This is a genomic window from Psychrobacter sp., assembly GCF_035469765.1.
GTDB lineage: Bacteria > Pseudomonadota > Gammaproteobacteria > Pseudomonadales > Moraxellaceae > Psychrobacter.
In genome coordinates this window covers 1-3,742 of sequence record NZ_DATIRM010000037.1, presented here as the reverse complement: position 1 = coordinate 3,742, position 3,742 = coordinate 1, and the positions used below count along the sequence as shown (strand labels likewise).

Sequence of the window (3,742 nt, the reverse complement as noted above, 5' to 3'; positions counted from 1 at the left end):
GCAGAAGACGCCGATGCCAATTTTGTAGATATTGAGATTGCTGATGTAGATACCACTCAATCCTTTGCCAAACGCTCATTTATCGATGTGCAAGTTTGCCGCTATTTGCTGGTGCCAGTGACTGATACCCTGATGCATCCTGCCAAAAAAACTGCAGCAGCACACATTATTGATGACCAATTGACCACGCGCTTGCGTCACGACTTGACTGAAGCCTATAAAAACGCTCAAAGTGCAGTCGTAGGCGATTATTTGGATGTCGTCGATTGTCATATCTTATCGGTTGGTCATATGCTGCGTACTCATAAGCTTGCCTGCTTTGATATGGACTCTACGTTGATTGAACAAGAAGTCATCGTTGAGCTGGCAAAAACGGCAGGAATTGGCGAGCAAGTAGAAACTATCACTGAAGCGACTATGCGTGGTGAGATGGATTTTGATGAGTCTTTTGCACAGCGCGTGGCGTTATTACAAGGCATTCCGACCAGTGTGCTTGATGAAATTTGCAGTCGCTTAACTTTATCAACAGGCACTCGTGCTACCATTAGCGCTTTCAAAGCTTTGGGCTACCATACGGTACTGGTGTCAGGCGGGTTTACCTATTTTGCTCGCTATATCGCGGAGCAACTGGGTATCGATGAGGTACATGCAAACTCATTAGATATTGAAGAGGGTGAAGTCACCGGTCATATCCAACTCCCTATCGTTAATGGTGCCAAAAAAGCCGCTATCGTTGCGCATACGGCTGAGCGCTTAGGTATTGCCATGTCGCAAGTGATCTGTGTCGGTGATGGCGCTAATGACTTGCCAATGATGGCACTGGCTGATTTGGGCGTGGCTTTTAATGCCAAACCTATTGTACAAGCGCGCGCTGATGCCGCCATCAATGTCACAGGGCTTGAAGGGGTACTATATGCCCTAGGTTATCCGGCATTTGCACGTAGCAATGGACGTAATAGAATTTAGATATTCATAATCTACCTCAAACTAAAAGCTGGGCTAACATATTCTGATTGGTCCAGCTTTTTTGCTTTATTCTCTGCTTTACAGCGTTTTTTGGCGCTACTATACTGCCATTCGCTATTGTTACTTTTATCTTATCTAATAATTTTATCTTGTCCAATAAAAAGGATCGTCCATGACGGCATCACAATCACCGCGGCCAGATGCGCCGTCATCTTCTACCCAGTTAAATAGTCAGCCTATAGTTGGCGAGAGCAGCCCTATTTATGACGACAGTCCCAAGCAATTGCTAGGTGTCTATGTTCGAGGCTTGGCAATGGGCGCGGCTGATATTGTACCGGGTGTCTCTGGTGGTACGATTGCGCTGATTGCCGGTATTTATGAGCGCCTCATTAACGCCTTAAGCAGTGTAGGTCCCAATCTTTGGCAAGTCTTTCGCCAAGAAGGTGGTATCCAAGGTTTAATAGCGGTATGGCGACAAGTTGATGCTACTTTTTTATTGTGCTTATTGATGGGTATCGCCACAAGTCTTGTAACGTTAGCTGGTACAATTAAGCATTTATTAGACAATCAACCTTTGATGATTTGGTCATTCTTTTTTGGTTTGGTCATCACCACTGTTTTTCTTTTATTAACTGAGATTAAGCGCTGGAATATCGGGCGAGCGCTATTGTTCCTACTTGGAATAGCCAGTGCCGTTATTATTAGCAGCTTGCCTTTGATGAACACCACGCCAAGTTTGCCCTATCTTTTCTTTGCTGGCGCTATCGCTATTTGTGCGATGATATTACCTGGCATTTCAGGATCCTTTATTTTATTGTTGATGGGTGCTTATGATACGGTGCTAGAAGCCGTTCATACTTTAAACTTTACCATTATCTTTACATTGGTGGCTGGTATGGCGACGGGATTATTGCTCTTTACCCGTGTGCTAAAATGGTTATTGTCCCGTTATTATCAAGCGACTTTAGCATTGCTGATCGGCTTTATCGCAGGCTCATTGGTCAAAGTCTGGCCGTGGAAAACCGATGCGCTAGGGACATTAAATAGTGAAGCCATCCATAACGTCATGCCATGGCACTACCCTACTGGCGCACAGTGGTTAACGACCTTAAGCTTAATGCTACTGGGCGCCATTCTCGTGACCGCTTTATCGCTTTGGGGTCATCGTAGCCCTCGCCCTTAATGCCTATCTACTCTTACTATTAAATAGAACCATCAAAAAAGCGCCTTAATATTGGCGCTTTTTTTGATGTCTGCGATTGCAAAATTTACCATTTATTTTGCTCAATACTTTTAAAAAATCAAACGTCAGCTGTTGTCGCAAAGTCACCTTCAGAGTCTTTAGCTTTGCGCTACAAACTTCCATAATGACCTTGTTGGAATTCACCTTATGAAGAGCGAGATGAACAATGTTATTAACAATATTTTCTACGTTTGGTAGCGAGGCGTTGAGCACCAGTGCCATATTGGGCTATGGTTTATTTTTAAGTGCAATAGTGTTCATTGCTTTGTCGGCGCAACGTTGGTTGCTCTGGTATCTGTTTGGCGGTATGGGCTACTGGTTAGCGGTTGAAATCATTCACAGTTTAGTGAGCCATTGGTTCATATTGTCAGAATGGCACAATTACGTGGTTGCCATGGGTATCAGTTGGCTGCCTCTAGGTGCTTGGGTCTTGTATCGAGCGCTGCGCTATGAGGATGTAAGTCGGCGTATGATTCAAGAACGTGAGCGGCAGGCGGCGCGCTATATAGAGCACACGCCTGTTTATGATGACGACTATCAGCCACGCTTTTATTAAACCTATCCTATGATATTGCTGTTATTGAATGTTACAAGATACTTAAGGCTCTCTACATAACTCCTAGAGAATTTATACCTAGCAATCGTTTATAATTTACTTATATATTTGTCACAAAAATTGTTATAAAGTACGCTTTATTTTGCGTCTCATTTTTTAGGAGTTTGTTTATGTTTACTGTTCCTGTATTAGATATTAAGTCTGACCCGTTAGACGTGCTATTGGCAGTGATTGGCTATCGCTTATCGATGCTTGCTGATAGTGACAATGAAGATGTCAAAGCACTACTTGCAGATCGTAAAGTCACAATTGAGCTTGCCAGTACTGAAGCTGATGTGGCGCGTTATTATAGCTTTGATAATGGTGAGTTTAGCCAACATAGTGGTCATGCCAAAGCAGCCGATTTGACCATCAACTTTAAAGACTCTATGACAGGCGTCAAGCTTTTGACCAAAGGCAGCTTGCCCGCCTTTATGACTGCTGTACAAGAAGGCAACTTAAGCATCGAAGGTGATTACAGCTTGATGATGTGGTTTAATAAGCTTGCCAAGCATATCGTACCGACCATTCCAGAAGAATGCAAACCTTACATCCAAAAAGCCAAGCCTTACGCTTATAAAGCACAGAAATTCGCCAACCATTGGGTCGGCGTTGCTAAGCACAAGTTGGGTAAATAACTGAGCAACTTGGATAAGTAGCTAACTAACATCTATTTAGCTATTTAGCAGGTTCTGATTTTCTAAAAAGGTTGCGCTATACTAGAGCGCAACCTTTTTTTATTGTAGATTGTATTTATAAAAAATTAAAACAGATGAGCGATATCCGATGTTTACCGTCTATGTTCATGCCTAATATCATTATAAAAGGATTTATATTATGTCAGCACTGCTCAATATCACAGAGCCGAATACTAATACTAATAGCAGTGACAACGATTTTTTAGCTTCATTAACGACTGATGCCACAAAAAAATACAG

4 protein-coding genes are annotated in these 3,742 nt (G+C 42.7%); all 4 read left to right on the top strand.

Features of this window, described 5'->3' with window-relative positions:
* Positions 1-966, top strand: a 966-nt coding sequence (serB, locus tag VLN09_RS00925; RefSeq protein WP_325243216.1) for a phosphoserine phosphatase SerB, incomplete at its 5' end; no start/stop codon positions are given.
* Between the two features lie 172 nt (positions 967-1,138).
* The gene (locus VLN09_RS00920; protein WP_325243214.1) at positions 1,139-2,149 is read left to right on the top strand and encodes a DUF368 domain-containing protein; all 1,011 of its coding nucleotides are present in this window, start codon (positions 1,139-1,141) and stop codon (positions 2,147-2,149) included.
* A gap of 226 nt (positions 2,150-2,375) precedes the next feature.
* Complete coding sequence (aciT, locus tag VLN09_RS00915; protein ID WP_325243212.1) at positions 2,376-2,765, top strand: AciT family ciprofloxacin tolerance protein; 390 nt, start codon at positions 2,376-2,378, stop codon at positions 2,763-2,765.
* A 170-nt stretch (positions 2,766-2,935) separates the two neighbouring features.
* The gene (locus tag VLN09_RS00910) at positions 2,936-3,442 is read left to right on the top strand and encodes a hypothetical protein (RefSeq protein WP_325243210.1); all 507 of its coding nucleotides are present in this window, start codon (positions 2,936-2,938) and stop codon (positions 3,440-3,442) included.
* Positions 3,443-3,742 lie beyond the last annotated feature (300 nt).